The organism is Pontibacter cellulosilyticus (assembly GCF_014306105.1).
Taxonomy (GTDB): Bacteria; Bacteroidota; Bacteroidia; order Cytophagales; family Hymenobacteraceae; genus Pontibacter; species Pontibacter cellulosilyticus.
The window spans coordinates 337,305-357,823 of sequence record NZ_JACRVF010000001.1; the positions used below are offsets into that span (position 1 = coordinate 337,305).

At 46.4% G+C, this 20,519-nt stretch carries 19 protein-coding genes; 6 read left to right on the forward strand and 13 right to left on the reverse strand.

Annotated elements, in window-relative coordinates:
* Positions 1–375, forward strand: coding sequence for a DUF4296 domain-containing protein (locus H8S84_RS01435; protein ID WP_317175412.1), 375 nt, complete (start codon positions 1–3; stop codon positions 373–375).
* 26 nt (positions 376–401) lie between these two features.
* On the opposite strand, the gene H8S84_RS01440 is transcribed toward H8S84_RS01435, so the two are convergent.
* Positions 402–737, reverse strand: coding sequence for a tRNA-binding protein (locus H8S84_RS01440; RefSeq protein WP_187065496.1), 336 nt, complete (start codon positions 735–737; stop codon positions 402–404).
* Between the two features lie 316 nt (positions 738–1,053).
* Here H8S84_RS01440 and H8S84_RS01445 point away from each other — a divergent pair, with 316 nt between their 5' ends.
* A complete protein-coding gene (locus H8S84_RS01445; RefSeq protein WP_187065497.1) occupies positions 1,054–2,583 on the forward strand; it encodes an FAD-dependent oxidoreductase in 1,530 nt (509 codons plus the stop codon).
* 81 nt (positions 2,584–2,664) lie between these two features.
* Here H8S84_RS01445 and H8S84_RS01450 read toward each other — a convergent pair whose 3' ends face one another.
* The 5 genes from H8S84_RS01450 to egtB all read right to left on the reverse strand — a co-directional run bounded on the left by H8S84_RS01450 (position 2,665) and on the right by egtB (position 8,311).
* Positions 2,665–3,237 carry a DUF922 domain-containing protein gene (locus H8S84_RS01450; protein WP_187065498.1) on the reverse strand — a complete coding sequence of 191 codons (573 nt, stop codon included), beginning with the start codon at positions 3,235–3,237 and terminating at the stop codon, positions 2,665–2,667.
* 69 nt (positions 3,238–3,306) lie between these two features.
* Positions 3,307–4,656 carry an MATE family efflux transporter gene (locus tag H8S84_RS01455; protein WP_187065499.1) on the reverse strand — a complete coding sequence of 450 codons (1,350 nt, stop codon included), beginning with the start codon at positions 4,654–4,656 and terminating at the stop codon, positions 3,307–3,309.
* Positions 4,657–4,848: 192 nt separating this feature from the next.
* Positions 4,849–5,955, reverse strand: a complete 1,107-nt coding sequence (locus H8S84_RS01460) for an aminotransferase class I/II-fold pyridoxal phosphate-dependent enzyme (RefSeq protein WP_187065500.1) — start codon at positions 5,953–5,955, stop codon at positions 4,849–4,851.
* A gap of 75 nt (positions 5,956–6,030) precedes the next feature.
* Entirely contained in the window at positions 6,031–7,038 is a 1,008-nt protein-coding gene (gene egtD / locus H8S84_RS01465) for an L-histidine N(alpha)-methyltransferase (RefSeq protein ID WP_187065501.1), read from the reverse strand.
* Between the two features lie 4 nt (positions 7,039–7,042).
* A complete protein-coding gene (egtB, locus tag H8S84_RS01470) occupies positions 7,043–8,311 on the reverse strand; it encodes an ergothioneine biosynthesis protein EgtB (RefSeq protein WP_187065502.1) in 1,269 nt (422 codons plus the stop codon).
* A 236-nt stretch (positions 8,312–8,547) separates the two neighbouring features.
* Here egtB and H8S84_RS01475 point away from each other — a divergent pair, with 236 nt between their 5' ends.
* Complete coding sequence (locus H8S84_RS01475) at positions 8,548–9,633, forward strand: o-succinylbenzoate synthase (RefSeq protein ID WP_187065503.1); 1,086 nt, start codon at positions 8,548–8,550, stop codon at positions 9,631–9,633.
* 51 nt (positions 9,634–9,684) lie between these two features.
* Complete coding sequence (locus H8S84_RS01480) at positions 9,685–9,990, forward strand: ferritin family protein (RefSeq protein ID WP_187065504.1); 306 nt, start codon at positions 9,685–9,687, stop codon at positions 9,988–9,990.
* 19 nt (positions 9,991–10,009) lie between these two features.
* Here H8S84_RS01480 and H8S84_RS01485 read toward each other — a convergent pair whose 3' ends face one another.
* From H8S84_RS01485 to H8S84_RS01495, 3 genes are all read right to left on the reverse strand, one after another.
* A complete protein-coding gene (locus H8S84_RS01485; RefSeq protein WP_187065505.1) occupies positions 10,010–10,474 on the reverse strand; it encodes a DoxX family protein in 465 nt (154 codons plus the stop codon).
* A gap of 431 nt (positions 10,475–10,905) precedes the next feature.
* The gene (locus H8S84_RS01490; protein ID WP_187065506.1) at positions 10,906–13,179 is read right to left on the reverse strand and encodes a TonB-dependent receptor; all 2,274 of its coding nucleotides are present in this window, start codon (positions 13,177–13,179) and stop codon (positions 10,906–10,908) included.
* 163 nt (positions 13,180–13,342) lie between these two features.
* Entirely contained in the window at positions 13,343–14,038 is a 696-nt protein-coding gene (locus tag H8S84_RS01495; RefSeq protein ID WP_187065507.1) for an SIR2 family NAD-dependent protein deacylase, read from the reverse strand.
* A 140-nt stretch (positions 14,039–14,178) separates the two neighbouring features.
* Here H8S84_RS01495 and H8S84_RS01500 point away from each other — a divergent pair, with 140 nt between their 5' ends.
* Both H8S84_RS01500 and H8S84_RS01505 read left to right on the forward strand, forming a co-directional pair.
* Positions 14,179–14,634 (forward strand): AAA family ATPase, encoded by a 456-nt coding sequence (locus tag H8S84_RS01500; protein WP_187065508.1) that lies wholly within the window; start codon positions 14,179–14,181, stop codon positions 14,632–14,634.
* 261 nt (positions 14,635–14,895) lie between these two features.
* A complete protein-coding gene (locus tag H8S84_RS01505; protein WP_187065509.1) occupies positions 14,896–16,110 on the forward strand; it encodes a pyridoxal phosphate-dependent aminotransferase in 1,215 nt (404 codons plus the stop codon).
* Positions 16,111–16,183: 73 nt separating this feature from the next.
* On the opposite strand, the gene H8S84_RS01510 is transcribed toward H8S84_RS01505, so the two are convergent.
* The 4 genes from H8S84_RS01510 to H8S84_RS01525 all read right to left on the reverse strand — a co-directional run bounded on the left by H8S84_RS01510 (position 16,184) and on the right by H8S84_RS01525 (position 20,463).
* Positions 16,184–16,945, reverse strand: a complete 762-nt coding sequence (locus H8S84_RS01510) for a carbonic anhydrase family protein (protein WP_187065510.1) — start codon at positions 16,943–16,945, stop codon at positions 16,184–16,186.
* A 4-nt stretch (positions 16,946–16,949) separates the two neighbouring features.
* Complete coding sequence (locus H8S84_RS01515) at positions 16,950–17,558, reverse strand: DUF2490 domain-containing protein (protein WP_317175413.1); 609 nt, start codon at positions 17,556–17,558, stop codon at positions 16,950–16,952.
* 522 nt (positions 17,559–18,080) lie between these two features.
* Positions 18,081–19,910, reverse strand: a complete 1,830-nt coding sequence (locus H8S84_RS01520; protein WP_187065512.1) for a M2 family metallopeptidase — start codon at positions 19,908–19,910, stop codon at positions 18,081–18,083.
* A 97-nt stretch (positions 19,911–20,007) separates the two neighbouring features.
* A complete protein-coding gene (locus tag H8S84_RS01525) occupies positions 20,008–20,463 on the reverse strand; it encodes a GNAT family N-acetyltransferase (RefSeq protein WP_187065513.1) in 456 nt (151 codons plus the stop codon).
* Between the last annotated feature and the right edge of the window lie 56 nt (positions 20,464–20,519).

A 20,519-nucleotide genomic window follows, 5' to 3' on the forward strand; every position in this document is an offset into this window, starting at 1 on the left:
GTGAAACGACTTTTCTACATACTTTTTTGCTTCAGTTTGTTTGCCTGCGGCGAAAAAAAGACCGATGGACCTGAAAACCTTATCTCCCAGGATAAGATGGTGCAGATTTTAGCGGACATTCATATTGCTGAGGCACAGATAGAAGGCAAGCTAATTTACCCGGACACTGCGCAGATGGTGTTTAAGTATAGAGAGAAACAAATCTTTGAGAAGCACGATGTAACGGAACAGGAGTTCCGGGAAACTTACCAGTACTACAAAGATAATCTAAAGGAGATGGACGCGCTCTATGAAATTATTGTAGACACACTAAGCCTGCGCGAAACCAAACTGAGAGCTGAAACCCCACAACTGCAAAAATTGGAGGCGCAGTAATTCTTAACTACCACCTTCAGTTCTGCTTACATCAACTTACTGCCGTTGGGTACCATACCCGCTGGTTGTGCAAGTATAATATCTCCGTTTTCATCGGCAAAACCAGTAACCAGCACCTCTGACATAAACTTGCCGATCTGCTTTTTGCCCAAGTTTGTCACACACAGTACCTGCTTGCCTATAAGTTCTTCTTTAGCGTAGTGCTTCGTGATCTGAGCACTCGATCTTCTGAGTCCCAGCGGGCCCAGGTCTACTGTTAGTTTGTATGCTGGCTTGCGTGCCTCCGGAAAGTCTTCTGCCTCGGTTATTGTTCCTACCCTGATATCTGTTTGCTCAAAGTGCTGCCAGGTAATGGTATCCATAGTTTCGGATGGTGCGTGCATGGAAGTATAATTTTAGGTGTTTGTGGCAGCGATTTATGAACATTCCAGTATCCTGCCAGTGCTCAAGTATAAAATTTCTGCTCCTAAAATCAAAGTTGCAGGTTATGCCGGAATCTAAACACAACTTGTAAGAACTGGTGAGAGAACTATGAGTGCTGCATTTTTCTAGGTTAGGTATCCTTTATAATGGGATGCTGATAGCCCCTCAGAAACTAATAGTTTTGGCACTCCGTACTCCTTAACATTCGGGCTGCTTTATACTTTAAATAGCCTATTTAGAGCAAAATTAAGAACTATGGAAAACTTATCCGGAGCTAGTGTGCCTTTTTGGGTAAAGGATGTGTCGTTTATGGACACGCATAAATTGAATGATAACCTTACCTGCGACGTGTGTGTGGTAGGCGGCGGCATAGCAGGGCTTACAACAGCTTACCTGCTGTCGAAGGAAGGGAAGCGGGTTGTGCTGCTTGAAGCCAAGAATATTGGCGGTGGGGAAACTGGACGAACAACCGCCCATTTGTCCAATGCACTCGATGATCGCTTCTCAAACCTAATCAACCTGTTCGGTAAAGACGGGGCACGTCTTGCCTGCCAGAGCCATGCCCGCGCCATTGACATGATAGAAAAGATAGCCCAGGAAGAAAGCATTGACTGTGACTTTCATCGGGTGAACGGGTACCTTTTCGCAAACAGCCGCAGCCAGGAAGAGGAATTGATGAAGGAGCTAGAGGCATTGCAGCAGATTGGATGGCGGGATGTGATCATGCGTAAAGAGTGTCCTGTGGTTAGTCTCACAGCTTTGCCATGCATTCAGTTTCCGGAGCAGGGGCGCTTTCATGTGATGAAGTATATGGGCGGGCTATTAAAAGCATTCATTGAAAAAGGCGGACAAGTTTACACTGATACAAAAGTAGTGGAGTTTAATTCGGGAACTGTAACTACTGTGATGACAGAAGACCGGCACACAGTTGCTGCCAACCACTTGGTGGTGGCCACGAACACTCCTGTAAATGATATGGTAACCATGCACACCAAGCAGGCTCCATACCGAACTTATGCTATAGGTATAGCAGTGCCTAAAGGAGCAGTGCCTGATGCGCTATACTGGGACATGGAAGACTCTTATCACTACATCAGATTACAAGGTGCTGAAGAAAGAGGTGCTGCGACTGATTTACTTATTGTTGGAGGTGAGGATCACAAAACAGGACACGATGATCATCCTGAAAAACATTTTTATGCGCTGGAAAGATGGGCAAGACTAAAATTCCCGATGGCCGAGGAGGTAGAGTTCCGATGGTCGGGGCAGGTATATGAGCCTGTAGACAAGCTTGCCTTCATTGGCAGAAATCCGGGGGACAGTAAGAATGTATACATTGCCACCGGCGACTCAGGACATGGCATGACACACGGAACTATTGCCGGTATGTTAATTACAGACCTGATTATGGGACGCAAAAATGAGTGGGAGAAGATCTACGACCCAAGCCGGATCAGCCTTAAATCGGCAGGTACTTTTATAAAGGAAAATGCGGATGTAGCTGCACAAATGGCTGATTATGTTACCCCAGGTGAAGTAAGCGACCCATCAGAGGTAATGCCGGGCACTGGCCGGTTAATGCGTAAGGGTGCCTCTAAAGTGGCAGTTTACTGCGATGCAGATGGTGTAAGGCATGAGTGCTCCGCAGTGTGTACACACCTAGGGTGCATTGTGCACTGGAATAACGTAGAAAAGTCATGGGATTGCCCTTGCCACGGTTCACGTTTTGACCCCTACGGTAAAGTGGTAACAGGACCAGCAATTAAGAATTTGGACAAGGCCTAAGCCATCCGGTAGAAGTATAAAAGCGAAGGCGCCTGTAAGCCATTGAACTTACAGGCGCCTTCGCTTTTATACTTTGTATATCTATTTATACTCTTTTAGCTCTAGCAGGCGCTTTTCAATGTAGCCTGCCCAGGCAGCTTCTTCAGTTTTATTCAGGCCATGGCTGCACGACTTATCAAACAGGTCTTGCTCGGCTTTCCACTCTTTAAAAGCGGCATTTACCGTAAGAGTTAAGTTTCCTTTCAGGTTATTGCAGCTGCTGCCCAGCGCTTTCAGTTTTTTACGAAGCTGTCGTGCGTGCACTTCTGTCAGGTCAAAATGCAATTGTTCGTGCTTTAGCAGCGATTCAGATTTTTTATTTTTAGACCAGGATTCTTCCGGCAAAAAAACACATTTTACCTCATAGGCAAAGCTGTTGCTGCTACACTTTGCATCCACGGCCAGGTTGGCCGCTGTTAGAGCGTGATGTGGATTACCTGATTCAGGGGTACCTTTAAAGTCTTCCCAGGTAAGCCTGCGCGACTCAGACCAGGTAACTTTAGTAGCAGTGTTGGCTGGCGCATTGTTTACCCCGGACGCGCCACTACCGGGTGTTGCTACGGCAGGCGAAAACAGACCTGTCCATAGTGACAAGATAAAGGAGGCAATAAGCATGTTAACTTCGGCTAAAAAGTTTAATCAGTTATAATTTCGCAACGCAGTGCCTATAGTTTTAGTGCCATGCTATAATGCAATTTTTTTGTATCGGTTGCTAAGTGCCTTAAAACGAAGGAATAAGAGAACAGCTGCTACAGATAATCCAACCAATAACCCCATCCAGACGCCGTTAACGCCAAAGCCCAACTTAAAGCACAGCAGGTAGCCTACTGGTAAGCCGATCACCCAATAAGCCAGCAACGAGATAAGGCTTGGAATACGAACATCCTCTAAACCGCGCAAGGCACCCAACCCTACCACCTGCACGCCATCCGATATCTGAAACAGTGCGGCAATAATGAGCAGGGTAGAGGCTATCTGAATTACCTCCACATCATCGATGTACAACATTGGTATGAGCCTGTTACCAGCGATCATCAGCAGGCCGCTGACCAGCATAAAGAGTGCGCCCATGGCAAAACTGCTTAAACCGGCCACGCGCATTCCTCTTATGTTGCCCATCCCTTTCTGGTTACCTACCCGAATGGTGGCTGCTGCTGCGATACCGCTAGCCATCATGTAGGTAACAGAGGCTACGTTAATGGCTATCTGGTGAGCTGCCAGCTGCTTGGCTCCCAGCCATCCGATCATGATCGCTGAAAAGCTGAAGGCGCCCATTTCAAAGATCATCTGACCGGAAATGGGTAAGCCTAACCTGAAAATGCGATAAATGTGCAGGAACGACAGGTGACGCAGTCGCAGAAACCTTCGAAAGATATCGAAGCGCTTTGCAAAGATCACATAGCCGCCCATCATCAAAGCCATCACCACCCTCGAGATTAAAGTTGCCCAACCGGCACCTACCAGGCCCATTGGCTCAAAGCCCAACTTACCGTAGATCAGGATGTAGTTAAGCACGATGTTCAGGGAGTTGGCCACTAGAGAGATGTACATGGCCTGCTTTGTTAAGGAAAGGCCCTCTGCAAACTGTCTGAATGCCTGAAATACCATCAGCGGCACCATAGACAGGAACAGGATATTGAGGTAAGGAACCGCCAACTTTACCACTGCGTCCGGTTGATCGAGGAACGTGATGTAGGGTGAAAGAAAATATCCTGCTATAAATAAAAGTATGCCCAAGAGTACGTTCGATACCAGTCCGTTTAACAGCAAAAGCGAAATGCGGGTGTAGTTGCGGCGGCCGTCAGCGGCTGCAATAAGGGGTGTAATGCTGTAGGATACGCCCAGGCCAAATACCAGGGTGATCATAAAGATACTGTTGCCCAGAGAGGCCGCTGCAAGTGGCAATGTACCAATCTGGCCAACCATCAAGCTGTCGAACACGCTCACCATGATATGTCCCAACTGGCTGAGCACCACCGGGAACGCAAGGGTAATGTTTTTAGCAAAATGTTCTTTGTATTCGGCAGTATTCATGGTAACAGGTTAAGAAGCCGCAAAATTAGCTCTTTTATTCCGGATAGGTACAGGAATTTTAGAAGCAGATGTTTATCTGCTTTGCATGTGTTGCTCTCGCCGTTAAAGTATAAGATTCCGTGTTGTCATCTCGACCTTTGGGAGAGATGACAGTTTTAATTTAAGTTGACAGTATTGTGAGGGACAGGTTACTTATACTAGCTCGGATAGCCCCTGAGTTAAACGCTCCATCGCCTCCTGCAGCTTTTCTGGTTCTATGGCAAAGGATAAGCGTGCGTGGCCGGGGGAGCCAAATTTATCGCCGGGGGCTATGGCAAGGTTATAGTGCTCCTGCAGGTATTCAGCTAATTTTATACTTGTACCAAGTTCTTCACCTTGAGGTGTTTTCTTGTGCAGGTAAGCGCTGAAGTCCGGGAAAAAGTAATAGGCTCCTTCCGGCAGGTAATACGTTACTCCGGGCATGGCATCTAGGGCAGCAGCCATTAATTGCCTGTTTTGTGCAAGTATGGGCAACATTTCTTCTAAAGCCTCGTCGCTCTGCTCCAGGGTAGACTGGGCTGCCTCCTGAACAAATTCTGGCAAACCAGATAGGGTATTGCCCTGGAAGTCGATACACTTTTTTATAACATCATCCGGGCCAAGTATAAACCCGATGCGCCAACCAGACATGGCAAAAGACTTTGAGAAGCCGTTTACGATGATGAGCTTTTCTTTTTTTGCCCCCACGCAGGAAAGGATAGGAGTAAAAGGCTGGCTGTAAGTAATATGGTCGTAAATCTCATCGGAAATAACGTATAGGTTCGGAAACTCATTTGTAACCTCAAGCAATGCCTCCAGCTCCGCTTTTGAATACAGGCGGCCGGTGGGGTTGCCCGGGTTTGTTAATAAAAGTATACGGCTGTTCCCGTTCAGCGATTGGCGCAGTTTCTCCGGGCATATCCTATAGTTATCATGTAGAGTAGTTGGCAGGGGCACCAGCGTTCCACAGCTATACTTCATGAGTTCATGAAACCCAAACCAGGCAGGAGTAGGTATCACCACTTCATCGCCCTGGCGAAGCAACACCGAAAAAAGGTTGAACAGCGCCTGTTTGCTGCCGGGCGTTATCAGTACCTGCTCCGGCTGCACTGATTGCCCTTGTCGGCTATACTTATCGCACACCGCCTGCCGCAATGCTGCTGTTCCTTCGGTGGGTCCGTAGAACGTTTTGTTTGCATTTAAAGCATCAATGGCGGCTGTAGTAGCCATGGCAGGGCTCTTAAAATAGCTGGCACCGGAGGCAAGTGTGATAGGCTCCATGAGGTAGAGTTTAGAAGCAAGGTGAATTATTCCTGCAAGTATACACCGATAAACGGTAGCATGTAAATTTTTTGCCTAAGATGCAGAGAACAGCACATCTGCAAAGTGTTTTTCAGTGTCGTAGTATACTTTCTCGATTGTGAAGCCGCAGTGGTTTCCTAGTTCTTCAATCTCATCAACAGAGTATTTATGGGAATTTTCGGTATGGATAGCCTCCCATGCATCAAAATGATAGGTTTTTCCAGTATCGCGGATATACACGTCCTGCTCCTGAAGGCTGATGAGGAAGCTGCGCATTACCCCTTCAAGTGGGTTATAGATGGCATAATGTCGGAACTGTTCTAGTATAAATTCGCCACCAAGCTCGCGGTTTATGCGGCGCAGCAGGTTCAGGTTAAACTCGGCTGTTATGCCGGCGGCATCGTCGTAAGCCTTAAGTATAACATCGGGGTTTTTGCGTAGGTCAACGCCCATCAGCAGTTTATCGCCGGGACTTAGGTAGCTGCGCACGCTTTGCAGGAATTCTATGCTATCTTTTTTCTCGAAATTACCGATGTTAGATCCCAGGAACAGCACCACCTTGCGCTCTGATTTGTTTTCCTGCAGCCACTCCAGCGCCTTAAAATATTCGCCTACCACCGCTTGCACCGTCATGTCAGGAAGCTCAGTTCTCAGGCTATCGCTAAGCTGCTGCATGGCATCGCCTGAAATATCTACAGGTACATAATCGAAATCGGCTTTTTGCTGTGAAAGCTGTTGCAGCAGAATCTTTGTTTTCAAGGCATCGCCTGCGCCCAAGTCTATCAGGTGGAAGAAACCCTCTTCAGCAAACTTGCTGCAAATTGCTGCTTTATTCGAGGTAAACACTTCATGCTCTGCCCTGGTAAGGTAGTACTCCGGCAGGTTCATAATCTCCTGGAACAGTTGACTGCCTCTGCCGTCGTAGAAGTACCGCGAAGGCAGGTCTTTTCGATTTAAGCTCAAACCATGTGCTACATCTTTGGCAAAAGCCGCTGTATCGCTGGTGCCGTCTTGTTTGCGGCTCAGGTCTATAATAGGTGCTAGTGTAGAGTTCAATTCCATATAGTTATTTTGAAGCCAGGCGTATACCGTTATACTGCCAGCGCTTGTCCGGGTGAAAGAAGTTACGATAGGTTGTGCGAATATGGTTTTCGGGAGTGGCGCAGGAGCCGCCGCGCAGCACCATCTGGTTTATCATAAATTTGCCATTGTACTCGCCGATGGCCCCCGGTGCTTTGGTAAAGCCGGGGTACGGATGGTAGGCGCTGTAGGTCCACTCCCAGGTGTCGCCGTAAAGTTGCTGCATACCCTCTTTGCCAGGATCTGCGGCAGTGGGCTCGAGTAAGTCACTCTCTACAAAATTGCCTGATGCAGGCGGATATACCTGTGAGGCGGCTTCCCATTCAAATTCTGTTAGCAGGCGCTTGCCCGCCCAGTTGGCATAGGCATCGGCTTCGTAAAAGCTGATATGCGTTACCGGTTCGTTTAGGTCTACCTTCTGTAGGCCGTGCATCGTAAAGCGATGCCACTCGCCGTCCTGCTGCAGCCAATACAGCGGTGCCTCTAAGTTGTCTTTGCGTACCATGGCCAGTCCTTCGTCTAGCCAATGCCGGAAATCCTGGTAAGCGCCATCCTGCATAAACTCCAGGTACTCGCCGTTTGTCACCAGCCGGTTCATGATCTGAAAGTCCTCTAGCTGCACATCGTGTACCCCAAGCTCATTATCAAAGCAGAAATCATCTCCGCGGTAACCAATGGTATAAGTGCCGCCGGGTACTTCAAGGAAATTAGCTTTGGTAGCCTGTGTTGTTTTTTTGACAAGTTGTGGTGTATAGGTTGGCAAGAGCGGGTTGGTGCTCAGGATATACTTGATATCGGTAATAAGCAGCTCCTGGTGCTGTTGCTCGTGTTGCAGCCCCAGTTGCAGTACCGGTAAGATTTCCTGTAGCTTCTCCTCGCTTATACTTTGCAGCAGTTGCTGCATGTGCTCGTCTACATGCTCCCTGAAAGTATAAATATCACGCAACGGTGGCCTGGTAAGGGTGCTTCGCTGGTCGCGCTGTACCCTGTTGCCCACATTGTTGTAGTAGGAGTTAAACAGGTAGCTATACTTCGGATGAAACTCTTTGTAACCCTGCAGGTGCTGCTTTAACAGAAATGTTTCGAAGAACCAACTGGTATGCGCCATGTGCCACTTGGGCGGACTAACATCTACAATGGGCTGCACTACGGTATCTTCCGGCTCCAGGGGCTTACAGATTTTTTCTGTCTGGGCTCGGGTCTGCTTGTATAGCTGCAGAATATCTTGTGTGGCAGTGGCTGTGGCTACAGGCATAAATATGGTTTTAGTTGTGCCGTTACGTGTATCAGAAGTATAACAAATTGGTGAGCAGAGGGTTATTTATTTGTTGAATTAAGGCTGAAAAGCAGTGTAAAAATGTAGGCAGCTGCCTTGCTCATAATCCGCTAACTTATGCTCATCAGACTAACATATGATCCTACATTGTACTCCCTTTACGTCATTTTTTGCGTTAATGGTTTATCTTGCCATCAAATAAAGCCATTGAAACTATGCCTCTGAAACTTAGCTACACGTCCCATACTTTACAGTTTAAGTTCGATGCCCGTACTTCCCGTGGTGCCATACGCGAGCATAAAGTATACTATATCAGTGTTTTTGACGAGCAGCAACCAGAGGTCGTTGGAGTAGGAGAGTGTGCTCCGTTGGCTGGCTTAAGTATAGATCACCGGCCTGATCTGGAGGAAAAAATAAAAGAAGCAGTGGCGCAGGTGAATGCACAGAAGGTTAGCCTGGATGCAGCTGCACCATTGCCTAAAGAGCTGAATTTAGCAGAATGGCCAGCTTTATACTTTGCCCTTGAAACTGCTTTGCTTGACCTTCGCAACGGTGGCAGTCGCATACTTTACAAGACACCCTTTAGCAGGGGCGAGGCCGGCATCCCAATCAATGGACTTATCTGGATGGGGGATGCCGCGTTTATGCAGGAGTTAATAAGCAAGAAGCTAAAAGAAGGCTATACTTGCCTGAAACTGAAAATCGGCGGGTTGGACTTTGGCCAGGAACTGGAAATACTCGAAAGTATAAGAGAACGCACTCCTGCTGACTGCCTGACCATACGCGTGGATGCCAACGGAGCTTTCTCTCCGCAGGATGCTTATAAGAAACTGGAGCGCCTGGCTAAGTATGAGATACATTCTATAGAACAACCCATAAAGCAGGGGCAGCACGAAGAAATGGCGCAGCTGTGTGCCTATTCGCCAGTGCCTATTGCCCTAGACGAAGAGCTGATCGGGGTGCAGGGAAAGGATGCTAAAGAGCAGTTGCTGGATAAAATCAAACCGCCATACATTATACTTAAACCAACCTTAGTAGGAGGACTGGCCGCGAGCGCTGAATGGATAAACTTGGCAGAACAGCGAAGTATTGACTGGTGGATGACCTCGGCCCTGGAGTCAAATATCGGGCTTAACGCCATCAGCCAGTTTACAGCCCAGCACGACATTACCATACCTCAAGGCCTTGGCACAGGGCAGCTCTACCACAACAACATCGCTTCGCCGTTGCAGATAAAAAATGGAGAACTATGGTATGAGCAGGAGAGTGGTTGGGGTGATATTACCAGCATAAAAAACTAACGAAACTAACAGAATGGCGTTTGAAGGACTAACCTATAAAACCTCTAGCAGATGCCAACAGAACAATACCACGAACCGCCGCAGGAGTTGTCGCAGGAAACACGCACGTTTGCCCGCATGATCACCTCCGTAATTGAAGAAGCCGAAGCCATCAACTGGTACGAACAACGCATATCAGTAGAAAAGGACCCTGAGGCAAAAGCCATTATGCAGAACGCTCAGGAAGAGGAGTTCAAGCATTTCGGCATGAACCTGGAGTTCCTGCTCCGTAAGAAGCCGAAGTGGCGCGAGATGCTGCAAATCATACTTTTCTCGGAAGGGGATATTGTGGAGAAAGGCGAGAAGGCAGAAGACTAGTAGCCTGTGCAGGTGTGCTTTAGAAAGTAGTGCGCTGGCCGGAGTACATCGATCTGTCTACACTTAGCATACCTGCGCCGCCAACTACCAAGGCCCAGGCCATACCGATAACCAGCAGGTGGAACTCATAACCTTGGCCGGCCTGGTCACCACTCCAGTTCATGAAGAAGCCGTAGGGGAGGTGCACCGTCATTATAATGCCAACAAAGAGGCAAAGTACACAAAATGCCCAAATGCGGGTCCAGAAGCCGATGATAAGGCAGATGCCGCCAACAAACTCGATAATGATTATAAGCCAGGCCATAAATCCCGGCAACCCGGTCATCTGCTCAAAGGCACCCATAAATCCGGCGGGTCCGTGGCCTCCAAACCAACCCAACAGTTTCTGAGCGCCATGTGCCCAAATCACAAGGCCCAGCATCACTCGCACAATAGTAAGGCTCCAGGTTTCGGGTGTAGTAAGTAATCTGTGCTTAAAGATCATAGTTTGTTTATGTTTGACAGATATAAGCTATTACGCAAAAGCTATATGTTTGATATTTAGAAGCGTACGCTCATGAATGGCTGAAAACAAAACAGGGAGCCGGATAATATCCTGACTCCCTGTTTTCAACTCGGCTAAAAGTTGAAGCTATCTTTAAATTAAATATTGTCTACTTAGATTCTTGCACCAGGTTTCGGTTTTCAAAACACAACAAAGCTTGAAATGGAATATGCTTTGTTTACCATGGATCTATACAAGATTTGGTAAATATAAGAAACGATGTGATAAGTTGTATGCTATACATACCATTAATCTTCTGAATATTAAGTATATCTACTTAAACTTGATGTTAATAAACTGATTAAATATAGATAGCATAACTATAGGGAATCTATTGTTATGTTGACTAAGTCAAAGGAGCATCATAAAATCTACATTAACCCGAACTTTAGGCCAACATAGAAGGTTCTGGGCCGGGCGGGTCCGTACACATAGTTGCTGTCGCGATTTTTGCCGATATCGAAGTCCTTCTGGTACTGGTTGAACATATTTTGCACCCCCATACTTAGCTGCAGGTCCTGCTTTATACTTTTAAGCGTGAAACGGTAAGCTAGCTTCAGGTTAGTTTCTACAAAGGTTGGTGAAGTATTAAGTACATCTTCCACTACGCCGGGAGCACCTCCAAAATGCGGCACCAGCATCGGCCCTGTAATTACGCCGGACAGGGCTGTCGTAAAACGACTTTGCGGCAGCAGGGTAAACACATAATAGCCGTAGGTGTCGGGTGTGCGCAGGTAGGTTCTGGTTGGCCCAATTTCAGTAGACCATGCCACCGGGCTATCGTAGCGTGAGCGCTGCACAGTAAATCCGGACTCTAGCTGGAAAACCTGGTCATAGTTAAGGCGGCCTTCCAGTGTAATACCCTTTACAGTTGAGTTACCACCGTTTTTACGCAGCAGCTGTTGGTTTCCGTTAGCATCTGTTCCTATCTCTTCCAACACAAAGGCATCGTAGAGGCGTGTGTAAAAGGCATCCAGCGTAAACCCATATATCATGTGCTCGCTAGGCTTATTAAAATCCACAGAGGCGTTCATGCTGCTAGAGGTCTCTTCTTTCAGGGTTGGATCTATCTGGATCAGTGAAATACCCCCTCCTGCAAAGGCAATGTGCAGGTCTGTCTCAAAAGCTTGTGGCGCTTTAAATCCTCTTGCGTAAGATGCCCTAAACTGCGTGGTACTGCCGAGCTTATACACTGCACTTATGCGTGGAGTGTAAACCAACCTGTCAACGTTTGTGTGTTTATTGGCTCTTACGCCGGACAGTATGGTTATGGCTGGCGATACATCCCAATCACTCTGCAGGAAAAAACCGGTCAGGTTTGTCCGCTGGTCGATCAGGTAGTTATAGGCTTCTATTTGGTCATAAGTATAATCATAGAGATGCTCTGCACCGGCAGTAAAGGTGTTGGTGCCACCAAAGAAGCTATGCGATGTATAGTTATACTGAAAGCCGCCTTGCAAAGTATGGTTTTTGGAGTTGCCCCAACCGTCTGCCTGGTCAATGCCGGTGTAATGAACACGCTTTGTGTTTTGGGCAGCAGCATACAAGCTATAAGAGGTTTTGCCGCTTTTGGCACGGTGCTCGTAATTTACTCCTCCAACCAGAATGTCATGAATACGGTACTCCGACTGGTCTGCCTGATCGGCGGGTTCATCTAGTTTGTTGCCGCCGTGCCGTACTTCGTGTATGCTCCAACCGTTTATTTCCAGCTTGTCCAGCTCGCTGGGCTTAACATATGAGTTAAACCCAAAGGAGTTGTTCTTTAGTTTAGACAGTTCCGAAAATCCGTCGCCGTTTGCATCATAAGCTTCTCTATCGCGGTGTGAGCCGAAAAAAGAAATGCCTGCGTTCTGCTCCTCGTTTACCACATTTACATTTGCGTTAAAGAAATTCTCCCATGCTTTGTTACCCACTAAGGATGTATTTGAAGCTAAAGTATAAGAACTTTCCTGTGGCTCTTTGGTGATGATGTTGACGGTGCCGGCAATGGCGCTGGAGCCATATAAAACTGAGCCTCCGCCACGTACAACCTCCACGCGCTCAATCATGTTGGTTGGTATCTGCTCCAGTCCATACAAACTCATCAGCGAAGTAAAAATTGGCCTACTGTTTACCAGTAGCTGCGAATAGGAGCCGCCCAAGCCATTCATGCGGAGTTGGGTGTAGTTGCAGGTCTGGCAGTCGGTTTCCATGCGCAGGCCCGGCTGAAAGCATAAGCCTTCTGAAAGCGTATTGGACTGGGTAAGGTTAAAGGTTCTGCTATCGAATACATTTACCGCTACCGGGCTTTCGAGTCGGCGACGTGCGGTGCGCGTGCCTGTTACCACAACCTCGTTTAAAGTAGCATCGGCCTGGGTTACTTTTATACTTAGTTTCTCAGTTTTACCGGCCTCTAAAAGTATACTTTGTTCGTGTGGTTTATAGCCGATCGCCATAACTACCAACTGGTAACTACCCGGCTCAATGTCTTTTATTTCGAAGCGGCCAATCTCATTTGTAGATGCTCCCCACTTTGTACCCTTAAGCATAACCGTAGCATAGGTTATCGCACCAGCGTTTGAGCTAACATTGCCAATTACAGTAGACGATTGAGCTATTGATAGGAGAGGAATAAATGAGAGAAGTAGTATTAAAATATATTTCATATAATAATTTATACTTATGGTTATTGATTAATTAGTAACGCAAAAGTATTATTTTAGATTTATCTAAAATATAAATTAGTAATATCTTTTATCTATCACCTGTAATAAAAACAAAAGGGACTGCCAATTTAGTAGCAGTCCCTTTTGAAATAGTTGGTCTAATTTACAGGTATTTCTCCCGAAGTATGGCTGCAACCTTTTCCATGCCGGTTGTTGCCTTTTCTTCATACAGATGCAGATTAAGCCTTTTTCTTATATCAGGCAACTTAGGATCTACTACAAATATTGGTGCATCATCATCTACAAAGTCAACTAAGCTGGCAGCCGGATAAACAACCAAAGAGGTGCCTACTACCAGAAAAATATCAGCTTGTACAGTTTCTTCCATAGCTTTCTCCATCATGGGCACAGCTTCTCCAAACCATACTATATTGGGTCTCAGTTGTGATCCACGTTCACATTTATCACCTAAGTTAAGCTCCCAACCCTCTATTGGGTAGATCAGGTTTGGGTCGAGGGTGCTGCGGCTTTCGAACAGTTTGCCATGCAGGTGAATGATGTTGGTTGATCCGGCTCTTTCGTGCAGGTCGTCTACGTTTTGGGTAATGATGCGCACATCAAAATCTTTCTCCAGATCGGCCAGTGTCTTGTGTCCGGTGTTAGGATGTACGGTGTGCGCATTTTTGCGACGCTGGTTGTAGAAGTCGAGCACCAGTTCAGGGTTTTTGCGCCAGCCTTGTGGCGACGCTACATCCATCACATCGTGTCCTTCCCAAAGGCCGTTTGCATCTCTGAAAGTGGCAATTCCACTCTCTGCACTAATACCGGCTCCTGTTAATACTACCAGTCTCTTTTTCATAGGATATGCTTTTTGCTTTACTAGCTAACTTACGAAAAGGCTTACAAAGTATAAAAGAGCATACTGATAAACATGAGGCACAAGTTACACATAACCTTTAACAGCAGCACAGTTTATACTTGTAGTAAAGCATTTAACATATGCAGGCAATTATCTTCTGTGGCATACAAGGCAGTGGCAAAAGCACCTTTTACAAAGAGCGTTTCTTCGATACGCACCTGCGCATTAGCCTGGACCAGTTACGCACCCGGAACAGAGAAGCAGTCTTTCTGGAGGCATGCCTGCGCACGCAATTACGCTTTGTAGTAGACAATACAAATCCTACCATAGTTGAGCGGAGTAAGTATATACAGTTGGCTAAAGAAGCTAAGTATGAGGTAATCTGTTACTTTTTTGAAAGCAATACTTCTGTGGCTCTTGCCCGAAACAACCAACGCAGCGGCCGTTTTAAAGTACCGGAGAAAGGACTTTACGGAACATTAAAACGTTTGCAGGTGCCTACACTTAGCGAGGGGTTTGACCAGCTGTACCGTGTGCACTTGCTGCCAACCGGCACTTATGAGGTACACCCAATGGATGACTCACCGTTGGATTAATGCTTTAGGTTTTCAATGTAAATGTTTATCCATTACTGAACCCCTTAGTTAACGCGAATTTACTTACTCCTCTATACTCTACCATTTTCTTAATGAACTACTAGCTAACGGAATAAATTTTTCAGCAACAGTAGTGAAGGTGTTGTGATAGTCCAAGGTGCACAGATAAGTTAGCAGCTATTGCTTGCAGCAAAAAGTATTCTAAAAAAGTGCTTAGGCATTATACTTGCCAGTGTAGTATATTCGCTAAATTTTTGGAAGATGATTAAAAGAAGTGAGCGCCTGAACAATGTGTCGTATGACCTGTGCGGACCTCTATATGAGAGAGCAAAAGAACTGGAAGTGCTAGGGCACAAAATAATCAAGTTAAATATTGGAAACCCAGCGCCGTTTGGTTTTGATGCGCCGACGGCAGTTACAGAACAGATAATTAGAAGCCTCAGCCAAGCACAAGGATATTCTGATCACAAAGGATTGCTTAGTGCACGCGAGGCCATCAAACGTTATTATACTGCCAAAGACATTAAAAACATTCATACCGAAGATATTTGCCTTGGAAATGGTGTGAGCGAACTGATTATGCAGGCGGTGCAGGCGCTGCTGAACGACGGGGACGAGGTACTAGTGCCATCCCCAGACTACCCACTCTGGACAGCTGCTGTGCGTTTCGCTGGAGGCAAGGCTGTGCATTACCGCTGCGACGAAGAAGCAGACTGGTATCCAGATCTGAACGACATCAAAAGCAAGATCAATAGCAGGACAAGAGCTATCGTGATCATTAATCCAAATAACCCTACGGGTGCTGTATACTCTCAAGAACTGTTGCAGGAGTTGGTAAAGTTGGCAGAGGAGCATAACCTGGTGCTGTTTTCCGACGAGATTTATGACAAGATCCTGTACGACAATACAATTTATACTTCAACAGCTACTTTATCCGAGGAGGTGCTTTGTGTTACCTTTGGCGGCCTATCTAAGAATTACTTAGCAGCGGGTTTCAGGGCAGGTTGGATGCTGGTTAGCGGCGCCAAGCATAAAGCAAAGGCTTACCTAGATGGCCTAAACACGATGGCTAGCCTGCGCGTGTGCAGCAATGTGCCTGCTCAGTTTGCTATTGAAACAGCCCTGGAAGGCGAACAGACTATACTTGATCTTACCTTGCCAACCGGACGTTTAGGCCAGCAGCGCGCCATTACCTACGAAAAGCTAACAGCAATACCTGGCATCACCTGCGTAAAGCCAATGGGTGCTTTTTATATGTTCCCGAAGCTGGACGTGAAGAAGTTCAACATCGAAAGCGACCAGCATTTTGCCCTTGACCTGCTTATAGAGCAGCATGTGCTGTTAGTGCCGGGCACCGGCTTCAACTTCCAGCAGTACGACCACTTCCGGGTAGTATACCTGCCAGAGCCAACTGAGCTGAGTAATACACTGGACAGGCTTACAAATTTCCTAAAGACGTATCAGCAACAGTTTTAAAAACCTTGGCCATTGCGGCTATTGATTAACGTGCATGCCAGTTTAGGTTAATATAAGCTTAAACTGGCATGTTTTATTCTACAAAGGTTACAATGCCGGTTTCCATATCATAAAAGGCACCAACAATTTTTATCTCGTTCTTGTCGGCCATTTCTCTAAGTATAGGGCTCCGCTGTTTTATGTTTTGAACAGTGTTTGCAACATTGGCCTTAGATACATGGTTGACATACCCTTTATTCTTACTTGTTCTTTCTCCTTGGTAGTCCTGCGTCAGCAGTACAACCGGGCGTATATTTTCCAGCATCGCTGTGATGTTTCCCATCTTCACGTCGTCTATGGCCGCCTGTACAGCACCGCAGCTTTCGTGGCCCATCACCACAATTAGTTTAGAACCAGCCACCTTGCATCCAAACTCCATGCTGCCCAAGATGTCCTCGTTTACAAAATTGCCGGCCACCCGGGCTACAAACACATCGCCTATTCCTTTATCGAACACATCTTCTACGGGTATCCTACTGTCCAGGCAAGATAACACAACAGCCTTTGGATACTGACCTATGGCACTGGCCCTGACTTGTGCAGAGTGGTTGCGCCTGGTTAGGTCGTTGTTACGGAATCGTTGGTTTCCTTCTTTGAAACTTTGTAGCACAGCGTCAGGAGTAAGGGCAGCCTGCTCTTCAGCTGTGAGCACCCTTTCTATTAGGCCTTGGTCTTGATTAACCTCTGTAGCACGCTGAGCAGTTGGGGCATTTTCCGTCTCGTTGGTAGTTTTACAAGATGGAAGTGCCAAGCAATAGCTGCAAACTGCTATGCAATAGATTAATGACTTTTTCATGGTTTTAGTCTTTAGAAAATGGGATGTTGTTAAATAGGACAATCTGCACCTGTTCCCGGTGCCGGTTTTCAAGTATCTGCGACATAAAACCAAGTTCAGCTCTTAAATATTTATTGATTGTGTAGCCTAAGGCGCTGTACAGGCGGTTTCTGTCGTAGAGGGGAGAGGTATCGTTAATGAATATTTCGTTGTAAGCAGACAGGTAGATAGTTTTAGGCACCATTTCTCTATTCGTGAGCGGCACGTTAACAGACAGAAAATACCTGTAGCGCATCTTGAAGTCTGTATCTTCTATAAACCGTTGTTCGATGCGGTACCTGTGCTGCAGGTAAAAGCGGCTAAACTGTTGTCGGGTAATAAACTGCTGGAAAATACGGTGCTCCGAAACACTTCTTTTGCTATCTGTACCAAGTATATAAGGTTCAGAAAGGATGTAGGCATATCCTAGAAGCAGGTTATTATTTGCCGGTGTAAGGTTATACCCTATACCTGTTCTAAGCAGGAGTTGCTCAAGATCTCCTGCTGCATTGTAATTGCGGTATTGAACTTCGTTGTGCCAGTTCCATTTTGTATTAAACTGTTGGCTACCGATATAGATATACCAACTGCCCACGCTACTACTTTGTGCCCATGTGCATAAACTTACACACATAAATAAAGCAAAAGTATAAAGCCGTTTCATCTCACATATAGCTTAATAGCGAAGGTTAATCTATCTCAAATCATGTCAGCACTAGTATGGGTGGTTTATCTTATAACCACTATCAATATCATAAGTTTTTATTTAATTTTATTATGAGATGTATAAACAACAGTTTATATAATTTAATATAATAAATTATTGTAGTGCATCTTTAAAGAGTTTGAATCTCAATAGTGGAAGCATTTAGCATAGCAAATTCCTATGTTCATTTTATGGAACATGAATGGCTAAAGCATAACATATAAGATGTAAAAAATCTAGAGCGCTTTTTGCTAATTTATTTTAACAATTGTGCTGTAGCAAAATTCGAGGTTAGTACTAACAACTAAACTGATATCCCAGAAGATAGAACTACAAAAAAGCCGCAGCTGATAACCTGCTGCGGCTTCTCCTTTTTGGGGTTAATCCCTCTAGTACTAAAATGACTGCAACCTACAAAGTATACTTCCTACCCTTGTTCTGCTCCTTAAGGTAGTCCATCAGCGGCTGGAAATAGGCTACCATGGCACGGGCACTTAGTTCTTCGCCGGTATTCTCTTTCAGCATCTGGCGCCAATCGGCAGAGGCACCTGGGTACATGATATCGCGGAGGAAGTTGCCTACCTCTTTGCTGCCGTAATAATTGGTAGCGTGCGGGTCCTGCTTCAAAATGTTTTTGGCAATATGATCGTGCAGTTGGAACAGGATCACAAAGCTCATGGCATAATCATAGTACTGTGCCGCATCGTCGTTGATGTGCGTTTTGGTAGCTGGGTCCAAATAGTTTTCGCCTCGGTTAGCAGGCGGCACTATGCCCTGGTATTTCTTGGCGAGTTCCCACCAGCGTTTATTTAACTGGTCGGCAGGCAGGTTTTTCGCATAAAAATCGTGTTCCCATTCACTCATTACTCCTGAAGAGAAAGGAATAAACACTACATAGTTTAGAGCCTCTTTCAACAGTGTCTGCACTTCATTTGTTTGGGTGTTTTTATCGATTAGGTTCAGCTCTGCCAGAAACGGTTTCTGCATGGCTGCCAGGCCCATTAAACTGCCAATTGCCTCATGGTAGGCACGGTTAGCTCCGCCACGCAACAGCACCGGCACGTCCGGGTTGGTATAGGTCATGTAGTAGTAGATGTGGCCCAGTTCGTGATGCGATGTCTCATACCACTCCGAATTGGGTTCCACGCTCATCAGGCTGCGTACGTCCTTATCAAGGTCCATGTGCCAAGCAGAGGCGTGGTTGTTCTTTTTATAATTTGCGTCTGCCGGCAGCGGGTACAGGCTAGATTTAGTATAGAAGGTCTGCGGAAGCGGGTCAAAACCGAGGCTGGTATAGAAACGCTCTCCCTGTTTTACAATCCATTCGGAACCTTTCGGCTTCAGGGCTCCATCCAGATCTATACCTTCCACGTTTACCATGCTGCTCCAGTCCTGGCCCCAGCGGTTAGGCAGCCAATGAGCAGGCAGGTAATCCGGCACCTCTTTCACGCCATACTTTTTGGCCAATTCATACCGGGCATAGGTATGAAGTTCCCTGTAAAGCGGACGCAGCTCCTGGTTAATCTGCTTCATCAGGTCCATCATTTCTTCACGGGTCATGCCATAGTCGGAGGCCTGGTAGCTAAAGTAATCGTCGTAGCCAAGGCTCTGCACTGTTTTGTTGCGCAGGTTTCGCAGGTTAAGCAGTCCTTCTTTAAGTCCCGGGCCTACTTCTTTGCTGGCGTTCCAAGCATTTAGGCGCTTTTTCAGGTCTTTCTCGTTTCGGAGAATCTCATCTATTTCATTCGTGCTCACAGACTTTTCAAAGATGCGGTAGTCGAAGCCGTATAGCTTCTCGGTTTGTTCTGTCTCAGCCTTTATGCGTGCCTTTACCACATCCGGAATGATCTGAGGGTTGTTAGCGCCTGCATAGAGTATAGCCTCAAACTGCTTTACCTGCAGCGGCGTCAGCTGCTCTTTCTTCTCCAGCATGGCCTTTGCAGTGTTGATGTTCTCGACACTGCCTGTAAATGCTGCAAACGCCTCGTTGGCTTTTCGGGTAGCTACGGCATTGGTAGAGTCACCTTCCACAATGCGAGTATTAGAAGCCCATTCAGCCTCTGCCGATTTGGTGTACAAGTCCTGGTATGTTTGGGAGTACTGGTCCAGAAATGCCTGCGCTTCCTGCTGTACCTGCGTCATCTCTGCAGTTGCCGACGTTTCAGCTGTTTCTGTTTTTTGGCTGGAGCAAGCGCTTAGAAGTATAGCGGCAGTTAAGCCGGTAAAGATCAGTTTCTTCATAAGGTTAGTTTGTGGTTAGCTATCTAAGATACAAGTTTATGGAGGTAGAATCAACAACCGTGCTATACGGGTGTGCTGTACTTAGGTAGAAGCACTGTTAAGATTTCTGTTCCAGGTACACCGCAGGATTATGCTTCTCCATGTATAACTCCGGTTTGGCCACAGTATTGAAACCTATTTTCTTATAGAGACCATAAGCATCCGATGTAAGCAAAATCCAGCGGCGGAGGTTTTGTAAATCCGGATGCGCCATCATCACCTGCAGCAGCCATTCAGACAATCCTTTCCCTCTGTATGCTTCAAGTATGAACACATCGCCTAAGTAAGCAATGGTAGCGAAATCGGTTATAACACGGGCAAAGCCGATTTGCCGGTCCTGCTCAAACAGTCCAAAATTCAGTGAGTTAGCTATAGACTTCTGCACCGTCTCAATTGGAATACCTTTGCTCCAGTAAGCTTCTTTAGATAGAAACTCATGTATAAAAGCAACATCAAGTTCGGCAGGGTCGGTTGTGATGCGGTAATTGCCAAGAGTGTAAGCAGGATTTTGCATGTGCTTGTCGTTAAATAAAAAAGCGCAACCATTTAACGTTTGCGCCTTCCTTTTAT